This window comes from Capnocytophaga sp. H4358, from assembly GCF_002302515.1.
Classification (GTDB): Bacteria; Bacteroidota; Bacteroidia; order Flavobacteriales; family Flavobacteriaceae; genus Capnocytophaga; species Capnocytophaga canis.
In genome coordinates this window covers 1,359,410-1,385,479 of the sequence record NZ_CP022380.1, presented here as the reverse complement: position 1 = coordinate 1,385,479, position 26,070 = coordinate 1,359,410, and the positions used below count along the sequence as shown (strand labels likewise).

General features: G+C 36.8%; 20 protein-coding genes. 17 read left to right on the top strand and 3 right to left on the bottom strand.

The window, feature by feature from the left end; translation table 11 throughout:
- Positions 1-64: 64 nt before the first annotated feature.
- The 4 genes from CGC49_RS05945 to CGC49_RS05925 all read left to right on the top strand — a co-directional run bounded on the left by CGC49_RS05945 (position 65) and on the right by CGC49_RS05925 (position 5,155).
- The gene (locus CGC49_RS05945; protein ID WP_232745154.1) at positions 65-742 is read left to right on the top strand and encodes a DUF6261 family protein; all 678 of its coding nucleotides are present in this window, start codon (positions 65-67) and stop codon (positions 740-742) included.
- A 248-nt stretch (positions 743-990) separates the two neighbouring features.
- Complete coding sequence (locus CGC49_RS05935) at positions 991-2,403, top strand: alpha-amylase (protein WP_042344035.1); 1,413 nt, start codon at positions 991-993, stop codon at positions 2,401-2,403.
- A 101-nt stretch (positions 2,404-2,504) separates the two neighbouring features.
- Positions 2,505-2,867: a four helix bundle protein gene (locus tag CGC49_RS05930; protein ID WP_095912100.1), complete on the top strand. Its 363-nt coding sequence runs from the start codon at positions 2,505-2,507 to the stop codon at positions 2,865-2,867.
- Positions 2,868-3,046: 179 nt separating this feature from the next.
- The gene (locus CGC49_RS05925) at positions 3,047-5,155 is read left to right on the top strand and encodes a glycoside hydrolase family 97 protein (RefSeq protein ID WP_095912099.1); all 2,109 of its coding nucleotides are present in this window, start codon (positions 3,047-3,049) and stop codon (positions 5,153-5,155) included.
- A 309-nt stretch (positions 5,156-5,464) separates the two neighbouring features.
- On the opposite strand, the gene recA is transcribed toward CGC49_RS05925, so the two are convergent.
- From recA to dut, 3 genes are all read right to left on the bottom strand, one after another.
- A complete protein-coding gene (recA, locus tag CGC49_RS05920; protein WP_095912098.1) occupies positions 5,465-6,604 on the bottom strand; it encodes a recombinase RecA in 1,140 nt (379 codons plus the stop codon).
- A 177-nt stretch (positions 6,605-6,781) separates the two neighbouring features.
- Positions 6,782-7,558 carry a DUF4292 domain-containing protein gene (locus CGC49_RS05915; protein ID WP_095912097.1) on the bottom strand — a complete coding sequence of 259 codons (777 nt, stop codon included), beginning with the start codon at positions 7,556-7,558 and terminating at the stop codon, positions 6,782-6,784.
- A gap of 6 nt (positions 7,559-7,564) precedes the next feature.
- Entirely contained in the window at positions 7,565-7,999 is a 435-nt protein-coding gene (dut, locus tag CGC49_RS05910) for a dUTP diphosphatase (RefSeq protein WP_095912096.1), read from the bottom strand.
- Between the two features lie 239 nt (positions 8,000-8,238).
- Between dut and CGC49_RS05905 the strand changes: the two genes are divergently transcribed.
- The 13 genes from CGC49_RS05905 to kbl all read left to right on the top strand — a co-directional run bounded on the left by CGC49_RS05905 (position 8,239) and on the right by kbl (position 26,034).
- Positions 8,239-11,364, top strand: a complete 3,126-nt coding sequence (locus tag CGC49_RS05905; protein ID WP_095893693.1) for a SusC/RagA family TonB-linked outer membrane protein — start codon at positions 8,239-8,241, stop codon at positions 11,362-11,364.
- Between the two features lie 19 nt (positions 11,365-11,383).
- Positions 11,384-13,300: a SusD/RagB family nutrient-binding outer membrane lipoprotein gene (locus CGC49_RS05900; protein ID WP_095912095.1), complete on the top strand. Its 1,917-nt coding sequence runs from the start codon at positions 11,384-11,386 to the stop codon at positions 13,298-13,300.
- Between the two features lie 323 nt (positions 13,301-13,623).
- Entirely contained in the window at positions 13,624-15,762 is a 2,139-nt protein-coding gene (locus CGC49_RS05895; protein ID WP_042346642.1) for a prolyl oligopeptidase family protein, read from the top strand.
- Positions 15,763-16,150: 388 nt separating this feature from the next.
- Positions 16,151-17,527: a gliding motility lipoprotein GldK gene (gene gldK, locus CGC49_RS05890; protein ID WP_042344029.1), complete on the top strand. Its 1,377-nt coding sequence runs from the start codon at positions 16,151-16,153 to the stop codon at positions 17,525-17,527.
- A gap of 54 nt (positions 17,528-17,581) precedes the next feature.
- Complete coding sequence (gene gldL, locus CGC49_RS05885; protein WP_042007222.1) at positions 17,582-18,244, top strand: gliding motility protein GldL; 663 nt, start codon at positions 17,582-17,584, stop codon at positions 18,242-18,244.
- 32 nt (positions 18,245-18,276) lie between these two features.
- Complete coding sequence (gldM, locus tag CGC49_RS05880) at positions 18,277-19,851, top strand: gliding motility protein GldM (protein ID WP_042007223.1); 1,575 nt, start codon at positions 18,277-18,279, stop codon at positions 19,849-19,851.
- Positions 19,852-19,862: 11 nt separating this feature from the next.
- A complete protein-coding gene (gene gldN / locus CGC49_RS05875; RefSeq protein WP_042007225.1) occupies positions 19,863-20,762 on the top strand; it encodes a gliding motility protein GldN in 900 nt (299 codons plus the stop codon).
- A 90-nt stretch (positions 20,763-20,852) separates the two neighbouring features.
- Positions 20,853-21,902 (top strand): FAD-binding oxidoreductase, encoded by a 1,050-nt coding sequence (locus CGC49_RS05870; protein ID WP_095912094.1) that lies wholly within the window; start codon positions 20,853-20,855, stop codon positions 21,900-21,902.
- A gap of 174 nt (positions 21,903-22,076) precedes the next feature.
- Positions 22,077-22,487 carry a polymer-forming cytoskeletal protein gene (locus CGC49_RS05865; RefSeq protein WP_042007230.1) on the top strand — a complete coding sequence of 137 codons (411 nt, stop codon included), beginning with the start codon at positions 22,077-22,079 and terminating at the stop codon, positions 22,485-22,487.
- A complete protein-coding gene (locus CGC49_RS05860; protein ID WP_095912093.1) occupies positions 22,453-22,677 on the top strand; it encodes an AtpZ/AtpI family protein in 225 nt (74 codons plus the stop codon). The genes CGC49_RS05865 and CGC49_RS05860 overlap by 35 nt, the downstream gene beginning before the upstream one ends.
- 66 nt (positions 22,678-22,743) lie before the next feature.
- Positions 22,744-23,061: a hypothetical protein gene (locus tag CGC49_RS05855; RefSeq protein ID WP_042007233.1), complete on the top strand. Its 318-nt coding sequence runs from the start codon at positions 22,744-22,746 to the stop codon at positions 23,059-23,061.
- 97 nt (positions 23,062-23,158) lie between these two features.
- The gene (locus CGC49_RS05850) at positions 23,159-24,709 is read left to right on the top strand and encodes a beta-N-acetylhexosaminidase (protein WP_232745153.1); all 1,551 of its coding nucleotides are present in this window, start codon (positions 23,159-23,161) and stop codon (positions 24,707-24,709) included.
- A 131-nt stretch (positions 24,710-24,840) separates the two neighbouring features.
- On the top strand, positions 24,841-26,034 hold the full coding sequence (kbl, locus tag CGC49_RS05845; RefSeq protein ID WP_042007234.1) for a glycine C-acetyltransferase: 1,194 nt from the start codon (positions 24,841-24,843) through the stop codon (positions 26,032-26,034).
- Positions 26,035-26,070: the final 36 nt, after the last annotated feature.

Genomic DNA, 26,070 nt, shown 5'->3' with positions numbered 1-26,070 from the left:
TAGAAGACAAATTATATAAACTTACCTATAAACATCAAGTAAAAACATAAAAAAATATAAAAATATGATTTCGAAGCATAATTTATCAAGAGTTCGCCTGATGGAATTTGCCCAAGTGATGGCGAATGTAAAAAACTTTTTAGAGAAAGAAGATCTTGCTAATTTGGAACTTACGGCTATTAAAACGGATTTTGACCGAGATTTTAATGCCTTTGAAGCCTCGTTAAAGCCCGTACGAAAGAGCGAGTACACGCAACGAATCACCGAATTGGACAATCAGCGCGATATACTACTGATGGGCTACATTGGGCATTGTAAGTTATTTGTGAATTTTCCGGTGAAAGAGAAAGCTGAAGCTGCTAAAAAATTGGTACTAATCAACGAAAAATATGGTAAATCACCACAGAAGCAATCCTTCCGTGAAGAAACGGCTATCATTCGTAATCTGCTCGATGATTTAGCCGCTACTCAAGTAAAAGCTATGGTAACGCTCATCGGAGCCGAGCAATGGATTGAGCAACTTGCACAAGTTAATGAAGCCTTTGCTTCACTTCACACCGACCGCACCCAAGAGCAAGGAGCCGTTGAGGTGGGCAAAACTCAAACCACTCGTGCCCAAATGCAAACAACATTTACCAAACTTATTACTCTAATCAATGGTTTGACCATCGTAAAAGGAATACAAGCATATCAAAATTTGGTAAATTCTATCAATGAAGAGATAAAAAAAGTAACTCAATAGTCAAGGGAAAAGTTTCAAGAATCAAGGATAAAGGATAAAGGATAAAGGATAAAGTTTCAAGTTCCAAGTTTCAAGTTTCAAGAAACAAGGATAAAGTAACAAGGGGCAAGAACCGTAATTCGTAATTTGTAACTCGTAATTGATTCTCGTAATTCGTAATTGATTCCGTAATTCGTAATTTGTAACTCGTAATTCGTAACTCGTAATTCGTAATTTGTAACTCGTAATTCGTAATTGATTTCATACTTATGAAAAAAAATATTTTAACAATGGTTTTCGTTAGTCTGCTACTGTTTCAATGCGGTAAAAAGGATAATAACGATGCTCCCACACCGCCACAGGAGGTTACTCCGCTGAATCTCTCGGCAATGGATAACGGCAATCGGGTAATGATGCAGACTTTTTATTGGGATGTAGAACCTCGTGGCGATTGGTGGAATTTGACAGCTACCAAACTCACCGATTGGAAAGCTAATGGCGTAAACCGAATTTGGTTGCCACCTGCCACCAAGGGGCAATCAGGAGGGTATTCAATGGGGTATGACCCGTCGGATTACTTTGATTTTGGCGAATATAACCAACACGGCACCGTAGAGACCCGTTTTGGCTCGCGTGCCGAATTGGAAAATCTAATAAAAAAAGCCCACGACAACGGCTTAGAAGTTATCGCCGATATGGTATTGGGGCACAATTCGGGGGGTGGATTGGAACATAACATCACGCGTGGGAAAGACACTTACACGATGTTCAACGAGCAACACGGCAATGCTTCGGGAAAATTCAACCGCAGTCATTTGGACTTCCATCCGAATGATTACCATTGTTGTGATGAAGCTGCTGATTTCTTTTCAGAACAAGACCTCTGCCATCATAAGGAATATGTACAGAATTGGCTTTGGAAATCGGATGAGTCTGTAGCCAAATATTACAAAAACACAATGAAATTTGACGGATGGCGTTTCGATTATGTCAAAAGTTTTGGCGCTTGGGTAGTGAAAGATTGGATGGCTTCGGTAGGGGGCTTTGCCGTAGGAGAATATTGGGACGGCGATGCTCAAAAGCTCAAAAATTGGGTAGATGAAAGCGGAGGAGTTCCGGCTTTTGACTTTGCGTGTTTCTATAAATTGGAACAGGCTTTGGACAAAAATGATATGCGACACTTAATGGGCAACCAAATGCTTCGAACCATCTATCCTGATAAGGCGGTTACTTTCGTTGCTAATCACGATACCGAGAAAGACAAAAATCTTGATAATGTAATCAGTAAAGAACGAAAACTCTTGGCGTATGCCTATATGCTCACCCATAGCGGCTACCCAACTATTTTTATTTCGGATTACGAAAATGATGAATTCAAAGCCAAAATACAGAATCTGTTACTCATTCACCGTAGTTTAGCCGTAGGCGAGGAGAAATTCTATTTGGCTTCCGATACCGAATTTATTGATTTTCGTTTAGGCGATGAAAACAGCCCCGGATTGATGCTTTTCCTCAACAGTGGAAATGCCCCTGCTACGCGTACCATTCCTACACATTGGAAAAACAAAACTTTGATAGATTATACCCAACAGAGTGCCACACGTCCTGTCACCGATGCTAACGGAAAGGTAACCATCACGGTGGGAGCAAATAGCTATGGGGTTTGGTCAATTTCAAAATAATTACGAATTTCGATTTTTAAATTACAAATTTCGAATTACAAATTACGAAAGTTAGAGCCGTAATTCGTAATTGATTCTCGTAATTGATTTTAAGTGTTAAGATGAGGAAAGACAATATCATTCAAGAGAAAACATTTGCTTTTGCAGTTCGGATTGTGAATGTATATCGTTATATAGTTTCAGAGTATAACGAACGGGTTTTGTCGAAGCAGTTGCTGAGGTGTGGCACATCAATTGGGGCAAATGTTGAAGAAGCTATTGGAGCACAATCGGATAAAGATTTTTTATCAAAGGTAAGTATTGCTTATAAAGAAACTCGAGAAACGATATATTGGCTACGATTATTAGAAGCAACCGATTTTCTCACAGAAGAACAAAGTATCAGTTTGCTAAACGACGCCAAAGAAATAGCTAAAATCATTGGAAAAATACAAATAACAATCAAAAATAAACTAAAAACATAATAATGAATTGCGAATTTTAAATTACGAATTACAAATTACGGAAATTAGAGCCGTAATTCGTAATTGAATCTCGTAATTCGTAATTGGTTCCGTAATTCGTAATTGATTCTGTAATTCGTAATTGATTCTGTAATTCGTAATTAAATCTCGTAATTCGTAATTAAATAAAAAAAGTTGTAATGAAAAAAATATCGATTATTCTTTGTTGCCTTTTGGGGTGGCAATCTCAAGCACAAAACACACAAATTTCGCCTGATGGTAATGTAAAAGTTACCTTTGAGCTAAATCCGTCAGGAAAACCTTTTTATAAGGTTTGGTACAAGAATCAGGAAGTAATCAAGCAAAGTTATATGGGCTTGGAACTTAAAAATACTACTGATTTAATTGCTGATTTTAAAGTTATTAAGGAAGAAAAATCTACTTTTGATGAAACATGGCAACCTGTTTGGGGCGAAGAAAGCCATATTCGTAATCATTATAACGAGCTTTTGGTGTCGCTTCATCAAAAGACTTCAGATCGTTTTATGAATATTCGTTTTCGAGTGTATAATGATGGTGTAGGTTTCCGTTATGAGTTTCCTGAGCAGAAGCATCTGACCTATTTTACGGTGGTAGAGGAATGGACGGAGTTTGCAATGACGGGCGACCACACAGCGTGGTGGATAGTAGGTGACTACGATACCCAAGAGTACGACTATACCGAGTCAAAACTCTCTCAGATACGCCTATTAAATCAAGGAGCCATCAATCATAACGCCTCACAAACACCGTTTTCACGCACAGGAGTGCAAACTTCTCTAATGATGAAAACTGATAGCGGACTTTATATCAATCTACACGAAGCAGCTTTGGTAGATTACTCGTGTATGCACTTGAACCTCAATGATTCTAATTTCGTGTTCCAATCGCATTTGACTCCCGATGCTACGGGCGATAAAGCGCATCTACAAGCTCCTTGCCACACCCCTTGGCGTACCATTATGGTTAGTGATGATGCTCGTAATATTTTGGCTTCACGACTGATTTTGAATCTAAATGACCCTTGTGCGTACGAAGACACTTCGTGGATAAAACCTGTGAAATACATCGGTGTTTGGTGGGAAATGATTTCAGGAAAATCTTCGTGGGCATACACCGATGAGTTACCTTCTATTCAACTTGATAAAGTAGATTATACAAAATTAAAGACTAACGGAAAACACGCCGCAAATAACCAAAACGTACGTAAGTACATCGACTTTGCAGCACAACACGGCTTCGACCAAGTGTTAGTAGAAGGTTGGAATGTAGGTTGGGAAGATTGGTTTGGACATAAAAAGGATTATGTGTTTGATTTTGTAACTCCTTATCCTGATTTTGACCTCAAAGCCTTGAACGAATATGCCCATTCCAAAGGAGTAAAACTGATGATGCATCACGAAACCTCTTCTTCTGTAAGAAATTACGAACGACATATGCATAAAGCGTATCAGCTTATGAATGACTACGGTTATAATGCTGTAAAGAGTGGCTATGTAGGTGATATTGTGCCACGAGGCGAACATCATTATGGGCAATGGCTTGTAAATCATTATTTGTATGCCGTAACCGAGGCAGCTAAATACAAAATTATGGTTAATGCACACGAGGCAGTGCGTCCTACGGGGCTTTGTCGTACCTATCCGAACCTTATCGGAAATGAGTCGGCTCGTGGAACCGAATTTGAATCTTTCGGAGGAAATAAACCCTTCCATACCACCGTACTTCCGTTTACACGTTTGCAAGGCGGGCCAATGGATTACACTCCAGGAATTTTTGAAACCCAAATTTGGAACGTAAATCCTGACAACGGAAGCTATGCACGTAGTACCTTGGCAAAGCAATTGGCTCTATACCTCACAATGTATAGTCCGTTACAAATGGCAGCTGATTTGCCTGAAAATTACAGTAAATATTTAGATGCCTTTCAATTTATTAAAGACGTTCCTGTAGATTGGCAAAAAAGTATCTATTTAGAGGCAGAACCTGGCAGATATATTACCGTGGCTCGTAAAGATAAGCATAGTAACGATTGGTATATCGGTTGCACAGCCAATGAAAACGGACATACATCGAAACTAAAACTCAATTTCTTAGATAAAAACAAGAAATATGAAGCCACCATCTATGCCGATGCCAAAAACGCACACTATAAAAACAATCCTAAAGCGTACACTATTACCAAAAGAAAAGTAGATGCCAACACCACTCTTACCCTCGTAGCTAAAGAAGGCGGTGGGTATGCTGTGAGTATCAAGGAAATCAAATAGACTTACTACCAAGTATGAATTACGAATTTCAAATTACGAATTAGAAAGACGTGATGACATAAAAAACAATCGGGGCAATATAATTCTGCTGAATGTAAAATCCATAGAATTGTAGGTTGTGTTATAAAAAGTATGATGGTAGTTTTGATTGTCAGGCTGAGCGTAGTCGAAGCCTCGTAATTACAGGGCTTCGACTACGCTCAGCCTGACAGAAATATCCACTTTATTAAAGGTATCATACTTTTCACAACACTTCCGAATTGTATTGTCCCGATTGTATATAAAAGAACGTAAGTTGTTTAAAATCAACTATTCTTCTTCGTTTAATTCATCTTCATCAAAAGAGTCATCATCGGAGTTTTGAGTTTCTATATCTGCTTTTGATTTCCCCTTTTTTCCTTTTTTAGGAGTGGTATCATCATCGTTGTTTTTTAGGAACTCCTTGATTTTATTCTCCAGTTCTTCGGTAAGTTCAGGATTATCTTTCAATAGAGCTTTTACGGTATCTCGTCCTTGTCCAAGTTTCGTTCCCTGGTAACTGAACCACGACCCGCTTTTGGTGATGATGTCAGCATCTACACCAATATCAATAATTTCCCCTATTTTCGAAATACCTTCGCCGAAAATGATGTCAAATTCTGCGGACTTAAATGGAGGAGCAACTTTGTTTTTAACTACCTTAACGCGGGTACGATTCCCGATAACCTCACCACTTGAATCCTTGATACTTCCCCCACCTGCTTTACGGATGTCCAAACGAACAGAAGCATAAAACTTCAATGCATTACCTCCTGTGGTGGTTTCTGGGTTTCCGAATGTGATTCCAATTTTGTCACGTAATTGATTGATAAATATTACAATACAATTTGCTTTATTAATACTTCCTGTAATTTTTCGCAATGCCTGTGACATCAATCGAGCGTGAACTCCCATCTTAGAGTCTCCCATATCGCCTTCGATCTCACTTTTCGGTGTTAAAGCAGCGACTGAATCCACTACGATCAGGTCTACCGCATTCGAACGAATTAACGCATCGGCTATTTCCAAAGCCTGTTCACCGTGGTCAGGCTGTGAAACAATCAGATTATTGATGTCTACTCCCAATTTCTGAGCGTAAATACGATCAAAAGCGTGTTCTGCATCAATAAATGCAGCTGTTCCCCCAGCTTTCTGTACTTCTGCAATAGCGTGTAGGGTTAAGGTTGTTTTACCAGATGATTCGGGCCCGAAAATTTCAATGACCCTTCCTTTTGGATATCCTCCAACACCTAAAGCAACATCCAAACCTACAGATCCTGTAGAGAAAGTTTCAATTTCTTCAATTGGAGCATTTCCCAATTGCATTACAGCTCCTTTACCGAAGGTTTTATCTAATTTTTCGAGTGTCAGTTTCAAAGCATTTGCTTTTGCTTCTGCTGCACTCAATTCCTTTGTATCTTTCTTTGCCATATTTATATATTTTCTTACAAACTGCTAATATACGTTTTATTTTTATTACGCAAAAACATATTAAAAAAAATTACGAATTTCAAATTACGAATTACAAATTATGAAAGCTATAAGCGTAATTCGTAATTTAGAATTATTTCCTCAAGAGTATTCGTAATTTGAAATTGGTAATTTTATTTACAAGATTGATTTCGTTCCTGATGGAATTTTAAAAGGAAAATTTACTTTTTCATTCAAACGAATGCTTTTGAATGATAATTCTATTTCGGTTTTTTGTAATTCTCCATCCACCATTCTTTGTACATTGATTTTAATAGTATCAGGAAACAAGACATTGTCTACTTTCTGATATGTATAAGTCACTTCAGATTTTTCTTTTGGATTCTCAGTATTTGTAATTTCAAGGAAACCAATGCGATATGTTTTCGGAGTGATTCCGTAAATGGTTTTTAGGGTGTTTATGTTTTCGGACTGTAAAATATAGTTTTGAGAATCAATAAGTATTATTTTAGTGTTTGAAGTATCTTGATCATAGATATATTGTCCCAATAGCAATCGTTGTAAGTTTTCAAAATTCACTTCAAAACCTAACAAATCGCTGATATGTGAAAAATCGCCATCAAAGTGTGTATTTTCTAAGCGGTTGTAGTAACTCGCTTTTTCGGGAGTGACAAAAACTTTAGCAACTCCCAAAGGAGCTGAAAACCAAATAGCTTTATCTTTTTGCATACGAAAACTCAAAGCGGGGAGCGATGACATATTTCCTTCACTACCGTGAGCCAAAGAAATACTGCCGTTCACTGTAACGAATTTAGGAAAGGCATTACTATGATGTTGAATCAGGGTTCCGACCTTCATTTTTCGGTCAACTTCACCTGCTGAAACGGTACTTTTCTTTGATTTACAAGCAAAAGTCAATAGACCTAATGCTACTAAAAAAACTATTTTTCTCATTCGTATTTATTTTTTACCGGTACTTCCGAAGCCTCCTGTACCACGAATTGTTTCCGAAAGTTCTTGAACCTGAGTAAGTGTTGCTTTTTCATATTTAGCAAAAACCATTTGTGCAATGCGTTCGCCGTTTTCAATTACGAAAGGCTCATTGGAAAGATTTACCAAGATAACTCCAATTTCTCCTCGATAATCTGAATCAATGGTTCCTGGAGCGTTCAAAACCGTGATACCGTGTTTGGCGGCAAGTCCGCTTCGTGGCCTTATTTGTGCCTCGTATCCTTTTGGAAGCTCCAAAAATAAACCTGTTTTTACAATCACTCTTTCCAGTGGAAGTATTGTGATAGGAGTGGTTACAAAAGCGTGAATGTCCATTCCTGCAGCTTCTTCCGTCTGATAATTTGGCAATGGATTGTTTGATATGTTTTTTATGTTTACATTCATGTGGTTTAATGTTTTAAACTAAAGGCAAAGGTACAGTTTTATTTTGATTACTCATACAAAGAATCGTTACTAAAAACACATACTTTGTTAAAAACGCGTATTTCTTTCGATTCATAATCAACAGATATTCTATTTTTTATAGATAATTTTGGAATAAAAGAAAAAAAGGGAAATAGTTTTGTATCAAAACGAAAAAAGTTGTACCTTTACGCCTCGAATTATAATTAATCAAACAGCTTATGAAATTAAAATTTTTAACATTGTTCGCGTTTGTGTTCAGTTGGTGTTTAACACTTTCTGCACAAATGGTGTCAGTAAAAGGAACCGTTACTGACGAGGGTAAAGTGCCACTACCAGGCGTAAGTGTTTTGATCAAAAACACTACTCGTGGAGTAGCTACCGATTTTGATGGTAAGTACGAAATCAAAGCAAATCGAGGAGATGTGCTTGTATTCAGTTACTTAGGCTTCGTAACACAAGAAAAAATTATAGGGGGGGGTAATTCTCTGACAATCAATGTTTTACTTGTTGAAGAAGCAGAGCAGCTTGGCGAAGTTGTAGTTACAGCGTTGGGAATAAAAAGAGAGAAAAAATCTCTGGGATACGCTTTACAGGAAGTGAAAGGAGACGCCTTAGTAGAAGCAAAAGAAACGAACTTAGCTAATGCTTTTTCTGGTAAAGTAGCAGGTTTACAGATTGTTAGAGGAAGTAACGGACCTGCTGCATCTTCTAAAATAGTACTTCGTGGTAACAACTCTTTGACAGGTGATAACCAGCCGTTGATTGTTGTTGACGGTGTGCCGATGGATAACTTTACAGGGGCTTCAAACAACGACTTTTGGAATCCAACCAATGACATGGGAAATGGTTTGGGTGATTTGAATCCAAACGACATTGAAAGTATGTCAGTTTTGAAAGGACCTGCCGCTGCTGCTTTGTATGGTTCACGAGCAGGTAACGGGGTAATCTTGATTACTACCAAATCAGGGAAAGCCCGTGAAGGGTTAGGAATTACCTATTCTTCTTCAATTGGTTTTGAAAATGTATTTATGAAACCCGATGTTCAAAATGTTTTTGGTCAAGGAGCTGACGGAAACTATGATCCACTTTCAGCTTCAAGCTGGGGGCCAAAAATTGAAGGACAAATGGTAGAAGATTGGAAAGGAGCTCGTATTCCGTTAAGAGTACATGATAATGTAGAAGGATTTTTAAACACGGGTGTGGATGTTCAACATTCAGTGTCTTTCCAACAACAGGTTACCAATGGAACGTCTATCTATTCTTCATTAACGCACGTTGATAATCAAAGTAGTATTCCTGGGGCTACATTGGAGCGTTTAAATTTAATCAGTAGAGCGATTTCTCGTTTTGGAAAAGATGAAAAATGGACAACTGACTTCAAGGTGCAATATATCAACTCGAAAGTTAAAAACCGCCCAATCGGAGGACAACGAGATATAAATGTCTTCAATTCTATGTTAAATCTTCCTGTAACAGTTGATGTCACAGAATTTTCAAGGGCTATAGATGATTACGGCAACCACATTTGGTATAACACAAGTGGTTTGAATCCTTTTTGGTTGGCAAAATACAATACCAATGAGGATTCTCGAGATCGTTTTATGATGAACGGTTCGGTTAAATATCAGTTTACCGATTGGTTAAATGCTGAGGTAAAAGGAGGTACGGATTTATACACTACAAACGTAGAAAATAAAACCTATGGAAAAAGCTCATTAACGACAACAGGTCGTTACAGTTTAGGAAAAGATACTTTTAATGAGACAAACTTAAGTTTCTTGTTTAGTGCTCAAAAGAACGACTTGTTTGGGAAAGTAGGTATGGCTGCAACTTTTGGAGGTAATTTGATGAAACGTCATAGTTCAGGGTTATCCATTGATGCTGGAGAGCTTGAAGTGCCAAATTTGTTTGTAGTAACTAACTCTAAAGGAAATCCCGGAGTGAGCCAACATTACAGAATGCACAAAATCAATTCATTCTATGGAACATACCAAATCAATTACAATCAATATGCATTCTTAGATATCACAGGGCGTAACGATTGGTCTTCTACTTTGAGCAAAGCAAATCGTTCATTCTTCTATCCTTCGGTGAGTACTTCCTTAGTATTTTCTGAAATGCTTGAAAAAGAGTACGATATTAAACCAGAATGGTTTAACTATGGTAAGATAAGAGCATCTTACGCAGTGGTAGGGAATGATATGGGGCCTTACCAATTGTATAACTTTTACAAAATAGGTAAAGATCCTAATGGAAATACTACAGCAACTACCAACGATGTTCTATATAACTCAAACGTAAAAAATGAGTTGATCAAGTCATGGGAGATCGGTGTGGATGCTAAATTCTTTAACAATCGTTTAGGGATTGATCTTTCATTCTATAAATCAAACGCAACCAATCAGTTGTTGAATATTCCATTGAACTCCATGAGTGGTTACAAAGCCATGAAAGTAAATGCTGGAGACATTGAAAATAAAGGTTTTGAGTTAATGCTTACAGGTCAACCAATCCGTGGTGAAAAATTCTCTTGGGACATGGTTGTGAATGCTTCAAAAAATATCAATACCGTTAATTCTTTAGTAGAGGGTTCTGAACCTGTAACCCAGTATGGATTAGGTACTTTTGATAATATTCAAATTTTGGCAATGTCAGGTGAGCGTTATGGAGTAATTTACGGAACTAAATTTGTTAGAGTTGAAGACATAGCGAGCCCTCATTACGGACGTATCATTGTGGATGAACACGGTGCTCCTAAAGGAACTGGAGAAAAATATATCTTAGGAAATCAACAACCGGATTTCTTGTTAGGTTTTACAAATACTTTCACATACAAGAACCTATCATTAAGTATCCTTGTTGATGGTCGTTTTGGAGGAAAAATATTCTCAGGAACTAACCATGGTTTAAAAACAAGCGGACGTTCAGCGGCTACTGTAGTAAATGGAGAGCGTGCTGACATTGTCTATAATGGTGTTGTAGAAAGCGGAAATGGTTATCAAGAAAACACCAAAGCGATTTCGCCTCAAGATTTTTGGGTAAATCGTATGGCATCAAGAACAGGAAACTTAGGTATTACAGAAGAAAACTTGTTTGATGCAACAAATATTCGTATCCGTAATCTACAATTGAATTATCGTTTACCTGATGATTGGGTGAAAGGATTAGGAGCCCAAAGTGCAAAGGTTGGAATGTCTGTAAATAACGTAGTGATGCTAAAAAGTTACTTGAACGGTGTTGACCCAGAGTCTGTGTTTGCTACGGGAACTAATGCAGTTGGATATGAAAACTTCTCTTCTCCAACAATGCGTTCTTATTATTTCAATGTAACGGTAAGTTTTTAATATAAAAATAAGGGATAAAATGAAAAATAAATATATTTTAATTGGATTGTTGGGAGCGTTTTCCTTGTCTTCTTGTGATGATTTTGAAGAAATTAACGTGGATCCAACAGCTGTTGGGGTGGAGCAAGTACAGGTGGAGTATCTAATTAACAATTCCATCATAGGAGCTCAGCAAAATCCTCACGTATCGGAAAGGGCATTTGTTCTGTATTGGAAAGCAGCAGGTCGTATGGACAGAATTAGTGGATTGCCAACAGGTTCATACAATAATGATTGGTCAACTGATTATTATAATTCTTTGTCTGATTGGTTAAAAAATATCAATACAGCGATACAAGTAGCCGAAGAGAAGAAAGCATTAGGCAAAAATGAACCTTATTCTGATAACTTGCTTCAAGTAGCTCGTATTTGGAGAGTTTATTTGATGAGTGAGGCTACCGATAATTTTGGTCCAATGCCCCTAAAAGGATTCCAAGGGGTAAATCCTGATTTCAATAGCGTTGAGGAAATTTATGGATTTATGCTCAAGGAATTAGAAGAGGCAACTGCGAAATTAAACATGGGTGTAACAGGATTATCTCAAAACGTTAAAAAGCAAGACCCTGCGTACAAATATGACTTTGCAAAATGGAAAAAATACGGAAATTCAATGCGTATGCGTTTATCAATGAGATTGTCGGAAGTAGCACCATCGGTAGCAAAAGTTGAATTTGAAAAAGCTGTTAAAGAGGGTTATATCGCTGAGTTAAGCGAAGACTTTGAAGTACAAGAGCAGCCTGGTTGGAATGATTTAACAGGAGTAATGACTCGTGAGTGGAATATGCAGTACATATCCACTACACTAAATAACTTGTATGTTGGTTTAGGAGGTGTAAAGTCATCTGTTCAGTTGGCTGAAAAACCAAAGGCTCTTGCTAAAATCAAACCAGCAGACTGGTTAGGAGTTCATTACGAGCATCATATCGCAACGAAGACTAATAACCCTGTAGCAGGTTATTGGTTTGACGGATTGCCTCATGCAATTGATCCACGAGCTTATGCTTTGTATCCAATTCCAGGAGATTTAGATAATCCCCAGTATAATTTATATCCCTCTTGGTCAGTGGATGTTGTAAAGACATTTGAACGTAAGTTGATGCCAAAAAAAGACCATGTAGCGGATACTATTACCATCAATGGAGCCTATACTTGGAATGCTCATTCATTGGGTGAATGGGGAGATAAAGGAAGTTTGAATCAAGTATATTCTTGGCCAGGTATGACCCCTCGTTTGCGTAACAATTTACGCAATAGTACAGCGAAACGCTTGTTTTTTGGTGCTTGGGAGTCTTACTTTTTGATAGCCGAAGCTGCTGTAAGGGGCTGGAACGTACCAATGTCTGCTCAGGAAGCATATGAAAAAGGTATTAAAATGAGTTTTGATTATTGGGGAGTCTCTAATCATTACAATGCTTATATTTCTTCAGAAGAGTACAATCGCGTGGGAACTTCTGTAAAATGGTCACATACGGTGGAACCTACATCCGTTACTATGAAATACAAAAACGGATATACAGGAGCTGAATCAACTGTATCGTACAATTATCCTGTAAATAATTTATATCAAAACGGAACTGTGAAAAATGATGCTTTGACAAAAATTATCACCCAGAAATTTATCGCACAAGTGCCTTGGCTTCCGTTAGAAGGATGGAGTGACCATCGTCGTTTAGGGCTTCCGTTCTTCGAGAATCCAGCAATAGAAAAACCTTTAGAAAAAATGCCTGCATTAACCGATGCAAACTATATGGAAAGCAAAGTAGCATTTTTCCCACAACGTTTGCCTTATCCTGCTAACTTACAAGCAAATGTAAAAGAAGGATATCAACAAGCGGTTCGCCATTTGGGAGGTGAAGATACCGTTTTTACACCTCTTTGGTGGGCTAAAAAACAATAATTTTTTGGTCGTGTTGTAAAAAGTATGATGGAAGTTCTGATTGTCAGGCTGAGCGAAGTCGAAGCCTTATCATTACAGGGCTTCGACTTCGCTCAGCCTGACAGAAATGTCCTCTTTTTTTAAGGTATCATACTTTTTACATCACTTCCAATTTTTTAAAACATAATTGCAAAAAACTGTCCGATTTTTTCGGACAGTTTTTTTGTTGGGCAATAATGACACAAACCAAATCAAAAACGTTAAAAATTGGCTTTGCAGAAAAAAATTTGGAAGAAAACGAAAAAATAACTACCTTTCGCCTGTCTATTAGTAAATTCAAAAATATGTATAAAAGAATCATTCCCTTAGGATGTGTGCTTTTGGCAGTATCTTGTTCTGAAAAGGTTAAAGAACAAGAAGTTAAGATTAACTATCCACAAACCAAAAAGGTAGATACCGTTGATGTTTATTTCGATACAAAAATTGAGGATCCTTACCGTTGGCTCGAAGATGATCGCAGTGAAGAGACTGCCAATTGGGTAAAGGCTCAGAATGAGGTTACCTTTGGTTATTTAGAGAAAATACCATATAGAAAAACGATTAAGCAACGTTTAGAAAAACTTTGGAACTATGAGAAAGTTGGAGCTCCGTTCCAAGAGGGAGATTATATCTATTACTACAAAAATGACGGACTTCAAAACCAAAGTGTTCTTTATCGCAAGGATAAAGACGGCAAAGAAGAAGTTTTCTTGAATCCTAATGAGTTTTCAAAAGATGGAACAACTTCTTTGGCAAATCTTAGTTTTACTGAAGATGGAACACTTCTAGCGTACCAAATTTCCGAAGGAGGTAGTGATTGGCGAAAACTTATCGTCATGAATGCTGTAACTCGGGAAATTATTGGTGACACCTTGGTGGATGTAAAATTCAGTGGCATTTCTTGGAATGGAAAAGAGGGATTCTATTATTCAAGTTATGACAAACCCAAAGGAAGTGAGCTCTCAGCGAAGACCGATACACATAAACTGTTTTACCATAAACTAAATACACCACAAAAGGAAGATAAACTTATTTTTGGTGGCACTGCAGACCAAAAATACCGTTATATTTCTGGCTATGTGTCTGATGATGGGAACTATTTGTTCGTGTCTGGAGCAAATTCAACTTCAGGGAACAAATTGTTTGTTAAAGATTTAAAAAATCCAAAATCGACTTTTGTAGCAATTACTGAAAATTTCGATAATGATACCCAAGTAATTAACAACAAGGGTTCAAAACTTTATTTGGTTACAAACTTAAATGCTCCTAACAAACGTTTGGTAAGTGTGGATATTTCTGATCCAAAACCTGAGAATTGGAAAGATATCATCCCAGAAATTGATAATGTACTATCAGTTTCATTAGCAGGAGATTATATCTTCGCTCGTTATATTGTAGATGCAGTTTCTAAAGTAAAACAATATGATTATGAAGGAAAACTTATCCGTGAGATAAAATTGCCAGGTGTGGGTTCAGCAGGAGGATTCAACGCTAAAAAAGATGAAAAAGAAACTTATTTTTCTTTCACAAACTACAACACACCAGGTAAAATTTATAAAATGAATTTAGATTCAGGAGATTATCAATTATACTGGGAGCCTAAAATAGACTTTAATTCCGATAATTTCGAATCCAAGCAAGTGTTTTATATCTCCAAAGATGGTACAAAAGTTCCGATGATTATCACCTATAAGAAAGGAATCAAACTTGACGGGAAAAATCCTACCATACTGTACGGTTACGGAGGATTCAATGTAAGTTTAACACCTAATTTCAATATTTCCAATGCCGTATGGCTTGAAAATGGAGGAGTTTATGCTGTTGCCAATTTGCGTGGAGGTGGTGAATATGGAAAAAAATGGCATGATGCAGGAACCAAAATGCAGAAACAAAATGTGTTTGACGATTTTATAGCTGCAGCTAACTATTTAATTACCGAGCAGTATACATCAGCTAATCATTTAGCAATCAGTGGAGGTTCAAACGGAGGGTTGCTAGTAGGAGCAACCATGACTCAACGTCCAGATTTGTTTCGAGTAGCATTACCAGCGGTAGGTGTGTTAGATATGTTGCGTTACCATACCTTTACTGCAGGGGCAGGTTGGGCATATGATTATGGAACAGCAAATGACAGCAAAGAAATGTTTGATTATTTAAGAAGCTATTCACCAGTGCATAACGTTAAATCAGGAGTGGAATATCCAGCCACTATGGTCACTACCGGTGATCATGATGATCGCGTGGTACCAGCACACAGCTACAAGTTCGCAGCAGAGCTACAAGCTAAACAAAAAGGGACAAACCCGGTACTTATTCGCATTGAAACCAACGCAGGACATGGTGCGGGAACTCCTGTTAGTAAAATCATTGAACAAGCAGCTGATGTACAGTCGTTCATTCTGTGGAATGTTGGAGTGAAAGATATTAAATCAGTGGGGAATTAACTCTAAATATAATACTAGAGAACCATAAAACTTCCTCTTTAGGATCGTTTTTAGAAGATTTTTTTCTGAAAAGGGAGTTTTATCCTAATGGATAAATAGTTAAAAAACAATTTTTGAATCTGTAAAAATAACGTATTTTTTTCGTATAAATACAATATAAAAAAAATATATTTTTTTTGAAAATAGATATTATAATTGGTGATTTGACTAAAGAAAATATGATATTTCTTAAATAAATACTTTTTTTTGATGTAAAGTAGAAATTACTAAACATTTGTAAATATAGTGTTAAACTTCAAATTCAACATTCAATAAACTAGAAATAATGTTGTGAGTTTGAAAATTATTGTCTACGTTTGCAGTCCAAACTGTAAAGTTAATTTAAACAATGTTTATGGCAAGAAGATTATTAATAATGTTAACGATACTCACCTTAGTCTATTCCTGCAAACGTGGGGGAGGAGATCATAAAGGGGAGCTTGTTGGCGTTAAAGGAAAAAGTTGGAAACAACCGAGACCTTATGGAATGACCTTGGTTCCAAGTGGTTCTTTTATTATGGGTAGCTCTGACGATGATAAAACAGGTAGTCTAAATGCACCTGTTAAGACTGTGAGTGTTGGGTCTTTCTATATGGACGAAACTGAGATTACAAATAGTGAATATCGTCAGTTTGTCAATTGGGTTCGCGATTCTATCATTAGAACAAATCTCGCCGAATTAGCAGATCAAGTAGGTCAAACGCAAGGTAATGGGGGTGTTGGTGAGTACGCATATCTAAATACAAATACAGAAAACATGAATGCGTATCAGCAATATATGTATAACACATATGGAGACCAGCAGACAAAGAAACTTAATAGAAAAGTACAATTGATTTGGGATACAAACAAGTTTCCCGATGAGTACTATTCAGAAGTTATGGATAAAATGTACCTCCCGATAGAGGAGTCTTATAACGGAAAGCGTATCATGGATGTTGAGAAATTCGTATTCAAATATCAATGGTTGGATATGGAAAAATCAGCTCGTGCAAAAGGAAATCGTAAAGATTTTGTCAAGGAAGAACTAGTCAAGGTATATCCTGACACAACAGTTTGGATTCGAGACTTTGCGTACTCTTATAATGAACCAATGCACAATCAATATTTTTGGCATGAAGCCTACGGAGAATATCCAGTTGTTGGGGTTACATGGATGCAAGCAAAGGCTTTTTGCGAATGGAGAACCCTTAATAAAAACTCATATTTAAAAGCTAAAGGAGATGATGAGATAAATTCATTTCGTTTACCCATTGAGTCAGAGTGGGAATACGCTGCTCGTGGAGGTCTGGAAGGAGCTACTTATCCTTGGGGAGGTCCTTATACAACGGACGATAGAGCATGTTTCTTAGCGAACTTTAAGCCATTACGAGGTGACTATGCATCCGATAACGCACTTTATACAGTCGAGGCAAGGTCATATGAGCCTAATGGATACAATCTCTACAACATGGCAGGAAACGTTTCGGAGTGGACAAACACCACTTATGATCCCAATTCCTATGAGTATATGTCAACCATGAACCCCAACGTAATTGATGAGAAGAATAGACGTAAAGTTATCAGAGGAGGTTCTTGGAAAGATACTGCCTACATGTTGCAAGTAAACACACGCGATTTTGAATATCAAGATTCTGCTCGTAGTTACATAGGTTTCAGAACAGTGCAGGATTTTATGGGTGTTTCTGAAGGGCAACAAGCTAAAACAGCTCGTGGATTTAGATAGGAATCAATAAATTATCAATAAAACAAACTAATCAACATTTAAAAATTTTATCTTATGGCAAAAGGAAATTCAACTAGAAAAAAAATCTTTAATATGGTTTACAGCTTAGGTGCTGCTGTCGTGATCATCGGAGCGTTGTTTAAGTTGACACACTGGACGATAGGTCCACTTAATGGTACCATATTATTGGCACTTGGATTAGGTACAGAGGCTTTAATTTTCTTCATAGCGGCATTTGAGCCTGTTGAGGAGGAGGTGGATTGGTCTTTGGTTTATCCTGAATTGTCAGGGGGAGCTCCTCGTCAAAACTTAGCTACTGCTCAAGTAGTCACTAAAGAAGATAAGGCTTTGAAAGAATCTCTTTCTGAGAAACTAGATGGTATTTTGGCAGAGGCTAAAATTGATGCGAATTTGATGCAATCATTAGGTAAATCAATTGAAAATTTCGCGGGTGCAGCTAAAGAAATAGCTCCTGTAACTACTTCAATGACAGCTACTCATAAATATGGTGAAGAGCTTTCAATTGCTGCATCTCATTTGGAATCATTAAACAGTTTATACAAATTACAATTAGAAAGAACAGAGAATCAGGTAGCAGCTCAGGCTGGTGTTGTTGATAATCTCAATTCATTGAATCAACAAATGGTATCATTCCAAGATAATTTGAAATCCTTGAATAAAGTTTATGGAGGAATGTTATCTGCTATGGGTAAATAATTGTTAACTAACTAATTAAAAATTAATAACTTATGGCAGGAGGAAAATTAACCCCCAGACAAAGGATGATTAACCTTATGTATTTAGTTTTCATAGCTATGTTGGCATTGAACATGGGTAAGGAAGTTTTAAATGCATTTGGATTAGTTAACGAGAAATTTGAGGCATCGAATGTTAGAGCAAATGCAGCCAATATTGCAGCTATAGAGACGCTAGGAAATAGTGCAAGAGAAAATCCTGAGCAGTACGGAGAAGTGTACGAAAAAGCAAAACAAATGCGTGAATTGTCTGACGAATTGTACAGTTTTGTTCAAGAAATTAAAGACGGATTGAACAAAGAGATTGGACAAGAGGACAAGGGTGTTATGGAGAAAGATTATCAAGCAATGGATAAATCCGAGTACACGGACGATTTGTTTTTCAAAGGCGAGGGTTATAATGCTAAGGGACAGGAATTTGTTGATAAAATTGACAGTTACAGAGAAAAAGCCTTGGCTCTTTTAGGAGATGATCCTCGATACGCTGAACTTGTTGCAAAAATTAAAGCAAATTTTAATACCGAAAGCGTTAAAAAAGCAGATGGAACGATAGAAAAATGGTTGGATTACCATTATAAAGGGTTTCCTTATATCGCAACATTAGCAAAACTTTCGATGATGCAATCTGATATCAGATCTAATGGACAAGAGTTCTATGGTATGATGTTAGAAGGTAATTTGAAAGCTCAGATTTCGATGACTAACTATACCACTTTACTGGAACAAGGAAAAGGGGCGTACTATCAAGGAGAAACTTTTGATGGAGCTATTGTTTTGGGAAGAAAAGATGCTTCAACAAAGCCAAATGAAGTAGAGTTGTCATTGGATGGTAGAAAATTATCAGCAAATGAGTTTGATATTCAGGATGGAAAAGTGAAGTTGAAAGTGAATGCAGGAAATGCTGGAGAACATAGAATTACAGGTAATTTACACTTTGATCAAGATGGAAAACGTATTTCTGTTCCTGTAGATCAAACATTTTCAACAATTCCAAAACCTAATGCAGCTGTAATTTCTGCTGATAAGATGAACGTAGTGTATCGTCCGTTGGAGAATCCAATTACAATTTCAATGCCTGGGGTTGCTGATAACAAAGTTACGGCTTCGGCACCTGGATTATCTAGAAAGTCAGGTACAAGTTACGTTTTGAAACCAGGACAAGGACGGGAGGTAACAATTAATGTAGTAGGAGAAATAGATGGACAAAAATTCTCTTCATCACGTCAGTTCAGAATTAAAGACGTTCCTCGTGCGGTAACCGTACTTGCTGGACAATCAGGAACTGTTAAAATGCCTAAGGCGAACTTAGCAGCAATGCCTGTGGGAGCAACCATTGAGGATTTTGATTTTGAATTGAAGTATACGGTTACGTCATTTAAAGTTTCTGTTCCAGGACAACCTTCTGTTCAAGTGAATGGAGATAGAATGAATGAACAAGCTAGGGCTGCAATCGGTAGAGCAAGAAAAGGAGATATTATTCAAATTTTTGATGTTAAGGCAAATATTCAAGGTGCAGCTGGATATGTACCACGACCACCAGCTCCGATTTCAGTTGAAATAACAAACTAAAATAACAATTAATGAAATTTCAATCAAAAAACGTAGTTCTTTTTGTAGCGTTTGTTTTAATTGCTAATCTTTCTTCAGCTCAGGCGAATTTGCTTAATGCTAAAAAGGTGGAAGATATTGGTAAGAAAACAGAAGCTCAAATTGATGCAGACAATGATAAACCATTACCTTACGGGTATGTCGATGAGAGAGATATTCTTTGGTCTGTGGAAACTTGGGAAATTATAGACCTGAACGAACGAGTAAATTTTCCGTTACTTTTCCCAATAGATACCTTGGATGTAAGTACTTATCGCCGTCCGTTGTTTGATGTTATTATGAAAAACGTTAAGAATGGTAAGTTAGACATCTACAGAGATTCTCATTTTGCTGAGAGGATAACCTTAGAGAGTATCAAAGCCAGTTTAACTAAAGAGGATTTGATGGATGCGGGTTACGACCAATTGAACGCAGGTGAACAGGTTTCTGAGGAGTATAAAATTCGTCGTGATTTAACTGCGGGTGATATTGCTCAATACCGCGTGAGAGGTTGGTGGTACTTTGACAAACGTCAAGGAGAGCTCAAATATCGGATTTTAGCAATTGCACCAGTGGCTCCGGATGTCAACTTTATTGATTCAGAAGATGCTCAGGCTTCTTTGATTGAATTGTTTTGGATATTCTACCCACAAGCAAGAGAGATTCTGCATGAGGCTAAGACTTTCAACAGAAAGAATGATGCTAAACCAATTTCCTTTGATCATTTGCTAAATGCAAGAATGTTTAGCGGAGTTATTTATAAGGAAGCAAACGTTTATGGTGACAGACCAATCAACGAGTATTTACCGGGTAATTCGTTATTCCAGCTCTTAGAATCTGATAAAATAAAAGAGAAAATCAGAAGTAGAGAGCACGATATGTGGGCAAATTAATATTAAAAAATAAATTTTATAAAAAACTGTTTTGAAGCACTGAGTTGTTTCGGAACAGTTTTTTCTATTGAGGATAAATTCGATTATTGTATGTTTGATTTTATTATTGTTGGAGCTGGGTTGGCAGGTGTTTCTTTTGCCCATATGTTAGAAAATGAGAACAAGACGTTTTGTATTATCAACAATCATTCACAATTGGCGAGTTTGGTGGCAGCAGGGGTGTATAATCCAGTTGTTTTAAAGCGCTTTACTCCTATATGGAAAGCCGATGAACAGGTAGATTTGTTACATAACTTTTATGACCAAATGGAACAAAAATTGAGCAAAAAAATACGTATTGAGCAATCTATACTTAGAAAATTTAATTCAATTGAAGAACAAAATAATTGGTTTCACGCTTCTGATAAACCAATTTTGTCAAGATATTTGAATCCAAGTATTTTACCAGAGAATAATACACATATTAAAGCTCCCTTTGGGTTTGGAAAGGTTCAATACACGGGAAGGCTTGATGTGAAAACATATTTGACTGAATCTATCAATCGATGGAGGGATGAAAATATATATCATCATAGAAATTTTTTCTATGAGGATTTACATATTGAGGACGATGTTGTTTACTATCAAACCATTTCGGCAAGGCATATTGTTTTTTGTGAGGGTTATGGAGTACTTAAAAATCCGTTTTTTCAATATTTACCTATGAAACCATGTAAAGGAGAAACTTTGACTTTTTACGCCCCTGATTTGGATTTGAATGAAATTCTAAAAGGAGATGGTGTAATTATACCAATGGGGGAGGGGGTCTACAAAATAGGAGCTACATACGAATGGGATGACCTGAGTGATACTATCACTGAAAAAGGTCGTAAGGAATTGGTTGATAAATTAGAAAAACTGATTTCGTGTAGTTATGAAATTATTGAACAGGAAGCCTCCGTACGTCCGACAGTTTCGGACAGAAGACCTTTAGTAGGAAAGCATCCAAAGTATGACAATATGTGGATTCTCAATGGACTTGGCACACGCGGAGTAATGAACGCTCCGTATGTAGCGAAAGCACTTTATCAAACCGTTTTTGAACAAACTGAATTGCTCAAAGAAATGGACGTAGTCCGTTATCGGAAGTTTTGGAAATAAATAATTAAAAATCAAATATTTATCTATATCAATACTTTTGATAAAATAAGAACTTCTTTTTTTGAGCAATTTTCTTGAGCCTATGACTTAAAAAATTGAGTAAAACATTTTGTATGTAATAAAAAAGCATTAACTTTGGGAAGTGATTTTTTAATCTTTTAAAAGAAATAGATTATGTTCAAAGAAAATAAGAAGGTTATGGCAGAGAATACAGCAGCAAGTAGTAACAGAATAGTTACGGATACAAAATTTAAAGGAGAGATAGTATCTAAAACCGATTTTAGAATTGACGGGGAGGTGGAAGGAAATTTCCAAACCAGTGGAAAATTGGTAGTAGGAAAAACGGGAATAATCAAAGGTACAGTGATTTGTGAAAATGCAGATGTTGAGGGAAGAATAGAAGGAACGCTTCGAGTGAATAGTGTTTTAACTTTAAAATCAACTGCTGTTATTGAAGGAGATGTAACCGTTGACAAACTTTCCATAGAGCCTGGAGCAGTGTTTAATGTATCATGCACCATGAAAGGAAGTAATAGACCAACTAGTTTAAATGAAAAACCGACTACCGACAAAGCAATTAAATAAGTGGATACGATTCTCCCAAATGGGGTTGCAAATGGCAGTAACTATTGTTGCTTGTTGTTTTTTAGGAGTTTGGTTGGATGAAAAGTACGTGAGTTTACAACCTCTTTTTACTGTGTTTTTCTCTCTTTTGGGAGTTTTTGTTGCTATTTATTCTGTGATTAGGCAAGTGAAGAATTTTTCTGAAGACTAACCTATGAAGAATTTTGTACGTTTTTTTCTGACAGTCTGTGTAGTAATCGCACTGACCCAGTTTCTTATGGATTTACTGATCAAGCAGTATGCTTTGAATCTTTTTTCTTCTGTTGAGAAAATTTGTTTGTTTCATTTGATATTATCATTAGGGGTATTAACCATTATTTATACTGTACACAGGCTACGTCCAAAATATACTTCTTTTGCTTTTTTGGGGACAGCTTTTCTGCGTATGGGAACCATGGTTGTTTTCGTATTACCTTTAGCTAAAGCTGTGGAGCAAACTCCAATCACAGATGTTATATTTCTTATGGTACCATATTTTATTCTAACCACCATTGAAGCTATTTTTACCGTAAAACTTATTCGAAACGCAACCTAAAATAGTTGTAATAAATTCATAAAGTAAAATAACGAAGTTGTCACTTGTTTTTATAAAACTGATAATCAGAGTATTGTATATGAAAAATATCTATATAATGAAGTTATTTGGTCTATTCTTTTTTGTATTTATGGCAGGAGCAAATGCTCAACAGATTTCAGTAGTTCCCCAACCAAACGAGGTTTTTTTTCGAAAAGAGAAGTGTCGTTTGGATAGGACTGTCATTTTTGAAATCGACAAGGCTTTTGATTCATTACAAGAAGAACTATCTCTTCTTTTCCCAACAGATGATAATTCTTCTAAATCTACTCTAAAAATTTCTGTTAAGCAAGATCATTCTATCAACAATCAAGAAGGTTATATTCTTGATATTCAACCTAAAGTGATTATTATTAAGTCCAAAGAAAAGGCAGGTGCTTTCTATGCAATTCAGACTTTGAAGCAATTGGTAGCACAGTCAAAATACAATTGGTCAAATTTCATAACCTGTATGAAAATCAATGACGCACCTCGTTTTGCTTATCGAGCATTGATGGTTGATCCTGCACGACATTATTGGAAGATGGAAGATCTGAAAAAATACATTGATGCAATGGCTCAATACAAATTTAATTTTCTGCATTTACATCTTACGGATGATCAAGGGTGGCGTATTGAAATTAAAAAATATCCGAAATTGACAGAGATTGGATCTAAAAGAACAGATTTCGAGGGAGATAAACGCAATAACGAAGGGTATTACACACAAGATCAAATGAGAGAATTAGTGCAATATGCATTGCAACGCAATGTTCAAATTATCCCAGAATTTGACGTTCCAGGTCATAGTGATGCCGCTATTGCAGCCTATCCGGAGTTAAGCTGTAATGATACGATCATTAAAGTACGTAACGTTGCAGGGGTTTCTAAAAATCTGCTTTGTGTGTCCAAAGAAAACGTTTTTAGGTTTATTGATGATGTGATTACGGAACTTTCGGATGTGTTTCCGTGTCCGTATTTCCACATTGGAGGGGATGAAGCACCGCTTGATAAATGGATTGAAACCCCATCGGTACAAGAGTTAAAGAAAAGATTACAAGTTACAGATAACCACCAATTGGTTAGCTATTTCTTTTCAAGAGTCAATGAGTCATTAGTCAAAAATGAAAAACAACCTTTAGTATGGTTAGAGTTAGAAATACCTGAATATCCAAAAAACAGCATTATGTATTTATGGCGTTATAACACAACACCTGAAGTTTTAGAAAGAGCTAAAAAAGATGGCTTCAAAGTCATTTGCTCCCCTGGTGAATATGCATATTTCGATTATCCACAATGGAAAAATGACCTGCCTAATGTTGGTTGGATGCCTACTTTGACTTTGCAACGCGTATATGAGTTCAATCCGTCATTTTCTTTAAATAAAGAGGAAGAAAAGCAGTACATCTTTGGTGTGGAAGCCACCCTTTGGGGAGAAAGTGTAAAGGATTTGTTCAGAGCGTTTTATATGACATTCCCCCGAGCATTTGCTATGGCAGAAGCAGGTTGGACAGAAATGCCAAATCGTAGCTGGGAAAATTTTGTCAAAAAATTAGATTTTCAACTGGACTATCTGTTGAAGCAAGGAGTGAATTATCGTCCCCCTGTGGAATTGTATAAAGATAGGTAGTGATACAAAGAGAATAAAAACCATAATTTCATGACACAATCTGCCCACGTATTTTTACAAGAATATTTTTGTAGTCAATGAATAAATAACTACCTTTGTAGTCTAAAGAACAATCAAACCATTTTTCAATTATGTACGGAGAAATAAAAAAGCATTTACAAGCTGAAATAGAATCAATTAAAGAAGCGGGTCTTTACAAGAAAGAACGCATTATTACATCAAAACAAGGTGCTGAAATCAAGATTTCAACGGGAGAGGAAGTGATTAACTTTTGTGCTAATAACTATTTAGGACTTTCCTCACATCCCGAAGTAATTCAAGCTGCCAAAGATGCTTTAGATTCACATGGCTTTGGTATGTCTTCCGTCCGTTTCATTTGTGGAACTCAGGATATCCACAAAGAATTAGAAAAAAAAATAGCAGACTTTTACGGAACTGAAGATACCATATTGTATGCTGCAGCTTTCGATGCTAACGGGGGGGTGTTTGAACCCTTATTCACCGAAGAAGATGCAATTATTTCCGATGCCTTAAATCACGCATCTATCATTGATGGTGTTCGCTTGTGCAAAGCAAAACGTTTCCGTTACGAAAATAGTAACATGCAAGATTTAGAAGCTAAACTTCAGGAAGCAAATGCAGCAGGAGCGAGATTTAAAATTATAGTTACCGATGGGGTTTTTTCGATGGATGGTGTGGTTGCACCTCTAAATGAGATTTGTGATTTGGCTGATAAATACGATGCTTTGGTAATGGTAGATGAATGTCATGCAGCAGGTTTTATCGGAGCTACAGGGAAAGGAACTATGGAAGCTAAAAACGCTTTAGGTAGAGTGGATATTATTACAGGTACGTTAGGAAAAGCCTTAGGCGGTGCGATGGGAGGTTACACCACAGGTAAAAAAGAAATTATTGAAATTTTACGTCAACGTTCGCGTCCGTATTTATTTTCCAACTCATTAGCACCAGCTATTGTGGGAGCTTCTATCAAGGTTTTTGATTTGATTTCTAAAGATACATCGCTTCGCGATAAGTTGGAATGGAATACTAACTATTTCAAAAAAGGGATGAAAGCAGCAGGATTCGACATTGTGGAAGGCGACAGTGCAATAGTACCAGTGATGCTTTACGATGCTCAAGTGTCTCAAATTATGGCAGATGAATTGCTAAAAAAAGGAATTTATGTGATTGGATTTTTCTATCCGGTAGTTCCAAAAGGAAAGGCTCGTATACGTGTACAACTCTCAGCAGCACACTCTAAATCACACTTAGACAAAGCAATAGAGGCCTTTACAGAGGTAGGGAAGTCTTTGGGAGTAATTTAAATATCGAAAAAAGCAAAAAAAATTCGTGAAAAGCAT

Coding starts and splice junctions, on each gene's coding strand:
- CGC49_RS05915 (WP_095912097.1), bottom strand. CDS start 7,558: ATGAGAAAAATAGTTTTTTTAGTAGCATTAGGTCTATTGACTTTTGCT.
- gldN (WP_042007225.1), top strand. CDS start 19,863: ATGAAATTTCAATCAAAAAACGTAGTTCTTTTTGTAGCGTTTGTTTTA.
- CGC49_RS05865 (WP_042007230.1), top strand. CDS start 22,077: ATGTTCAAAGAAAATAAGAAGGTTATGGCAGAGAATACAGCAGCAAGT.
- recA (WP_095912098.1), bottom strand. CDS start 6,604: ATGGCAAAGAAAGATACAAAGGAATTGAGTGCAGCAGAAGCAAAAGCA.
- CGC49_RS05945 (WP_232745154.1), top strand. CDS start 65: ATGATTTCGAAGCATAATTTATCAAGAGTTCGCCTGATGGAATTTGCC.
- CGC49_RS05905 (WP_095893693.1), top strand. CDS start 8,239: ATGAAATTAAAATTTTTAACATTGTTCGCGTTTGTGTTCAGTTGGTGT.
- CGC49_RS05900 (WP_095912095.1), top strand. CDS start 11,384: ATGAAAAATAAATATATTTTAATTGGATTGTTGGGAGCGTTTTCCTTG.
- gldM (WP_042007223.1), top strand. CDS start 18,277: ATGGCAGGAGGAAAATTAACCCCCAGACAAAGGATGATTAACCTTATG.
- kbl (WP_042007234.1), top strand. CDS start 24,841: ATGTACGGAGAAATAAAAAAGCATTTACAAGCTGAAATAGAATCAATT.
- CGC49_RS05855 (WP_042007233.1), top strand. CDS start 22,744: ATGGATTTACTGATCAAGCAGTATGCTTTGAATCTTTTTTCTTCTGTT.
- CGC49_RS05935 (WP_042344035.1), top strand. CDS start 991: ATGAAAAAAAATATTTTAACAATGGTTTTCGTTAGTCTGCTACTGTTT.
- gldK (WP_042344029.1), top strand. CDS start 16,151: ATGTTTATGGCAAGAAGATTATTAATAATGTTAACGATACTCACCTTA.
- gldL (WP_042007222.1), top strand. CDS start 17,582: ATGGCAAAAGGAAATTCAACTAGAAAAAAAATCTTTAATATGGTTTAC.
- CGC49_RS05895 (WP_042346642.1), top strand. CDS start 13,624: ATGTATAAAAGAATCATTCCCTTAGGATGTGTGCTTTTGGCAGTATCT.
- CGC49_RS05930 (WP_095912100.1), top strand. CDS start 2,505: ATGAGGAAAGACAATATCATTCAAGAGAAAACATTTGCTTTTGCAGTT.
- dut (WP_095912096.1), bottom strand. CDS start 7,999: ATGAATGTAAACATAAAAAACATATCAAACAATCCATTGCCAAATTAT.
- CGC49_RS05850 (WP_232745153.1), top strand. CDS start 23,159: ATGAAGTTATTTGGTCTATTCTTTTTTGTATTTATGGCAGGAGCAAAT.
- CGC49_RS05870 (WP_095912094.1), top strand. CDS start 20,853: ATGTTTGATTTTATTATTGTTGGAGCTGGGTTGGCAGGTGTTTCTTTT.
- CGC49_RS05860 (WP_095912093.1), top strand. CDS start 22,453: ATGAAAAACCGACTACCGACAAAGCAATTAAATAAGTGGATACGATTC.
- CGC49_RS05925 (WP_095912099.1), top strand. CDS start 3,047: ATGAAAAAAATATCGATTATTCTTTGTTGCCTTTTGGGGTGGCAATCT.